The sequence below is a fragment of the Mycobacterium innocens genome (genome assembly GCF_900566055.1).
GTDB classification, from domain to species: Bacteria; Actinomycetota; Actinomycetes; order Mycobacteriales; family Mycobacteriaceae; genus Mycobacterium; species Mycobacterium innocens.
On sequence record NZ_UPHQ01000244.1, the window covers coordinates 1 to 1,583 of the forward strand.

Genomic DNA, 1,583 nt, shown 5'->3' on the forward strand with positions numbered 1-1,583 from the left:
GACCGTGGAACCCGGCGTCAGCGCACGACACGCGGCGGTGCCGCCTACGGACAAGCCGGAAATCAAGATCAACTCGTGATCTCAGCAGCCGCAAGGGGAGAACTCCGGCGACCGTGAAATTTTGAGGTCTGATCGCGCCGCCCAATACCAAATGCAGATCACCGGACACCCCGTCACCGAGGGATACATCGTCGACGGAGTCAAATTCGACGGATTCACAGACGGAACGCTCATCGAGGCAAAGAGTTATTATGCGCAATTTACCCACGATGGAACATTCATGCAGTGGTGGGTTAACAGCCCGACAGGAGGCGAGGCTGTGGTAAGCCAGGCCGTACGACAACTGGCAGCAGCTGGCGGTATGCCGATACAATGGTATGTAGCAGAACCAGAAGCCATATCGGCATTCCAACAACTACTATCCAGTAGAGGAATATCGGGAATTCAGCTAGTACTCGTGCCACCGAAGTAAGGAAATTATGTCCCACAATTCGCACAATTCTTACCTAGGCGCCTACTGGGGCATGCGTGCGGCGTCTGTCGATGAGTGTGCAGAGCACCTCGCAACGCTGATTGAACAGTTCGCTCGCGTTGACCCTCTATTGAGCGGCTGGCGCCAAGGCGCTGGCTCAAAGCGAAAGGCCATCGAGCAGCCGCTTGTGACAACTGACCACACTGATTTGATGACTCGGCTCCTTGCAGGACGCAATCGCCGGGACACCAACGGGCGGGCTATTGAAGAACTCGGCTACTCTGTCTCTTGGTGGAACGGAAATCCAGATGCATCCATCGGCCTCTCTATCGGATGTGGTCAGACATCACCATATGTAACAAACAACTTAGTTTTGAATCTGCCTAGACCCGGCGCCCGCTCAGATCATCTCTATGATCCGGCCATCGCAGCGAAATTGCTGAACATCGTGGTCGACACATGGCAACCAGATCACGCTGTTTGGACGAACCACGATTTAGTCGGCAAACAGCGCCAGCCTGATCGTCGGCTGGAAAACGGCGGCATAATTGCAGGTCAACTCGTTGGACATCCGGCGGGATGGGCTAATTTCCTCAGCGATTCCGATTCGGTAAAATTCGACATGGCGTTGTTGCCGGCTGGCGCAACAGTTGAACGCCTCGGCACTGGAACGTTGGTGCTGCTGGGGCAAGACCCAGCTAAGCCGCCGCTTCGCGATGTCCTTCAGGTGCGCAGGGCGATGGGTTACGAGGTGCCTACACAGCAGACAGAACCATCTCAAGACGTGGGCGCTTCCTCGGCCGTCCCGGCAGCACCACCGGTCGCACCGGGCAGCTCAGTGAAGCCTACGGACGGGGGGCAATCTGATCCTCGACGTGGCACCGAAATGCGCGGTGTCCCCTACCCAGCAAGCAACACGGATGCTAAGGACACGCAAGTAAATTAACGCTACGTTCGGGATTCTGGCCTTATTCTGTGTGATGCGGTGACGGCCGCCGATCGTGAGGGCGAGGTGTCGCGCAAGTTTGCGCTGCTGGCACCGGTGCTGGACGAGCGGCAGCGCCGGCTGTGGATGGCGGTGGAAGCCCGCGAGGCCGGGCACGGCGGGATC

At 57.7% G+C, this 1,583-nt stretch carries 2 protein-coding genes; both read left to right on the top strand.

Features of this window, described 5'->3' with window-relative positions; all coding sequences use genetic code 11:
- Positions 1-151 precede the first annotated feature (151 nt).
- Complete coding sequence (locus tag EET03_RS33115; RefSeq protein WP_167470687.1) at positions 152-472, top strand: Tox-REase-5 domain-containing protein; 321 nt, start codon at positions 152-154, stop codon at positions 470-472.
- Between the two features lie 7 nt (positions 473-479).
- Complete coding sequence (locus EET03_RS29910) at positions 480-1,418, top strand: Imm52 family immunity protein (protein WP_142362481.1); 939 nt, start codon at positions 480-482, stop codon at positions 1,416-1,418.
- Positions 1,419-1,583: the final 165 nt, after the last annotated feature.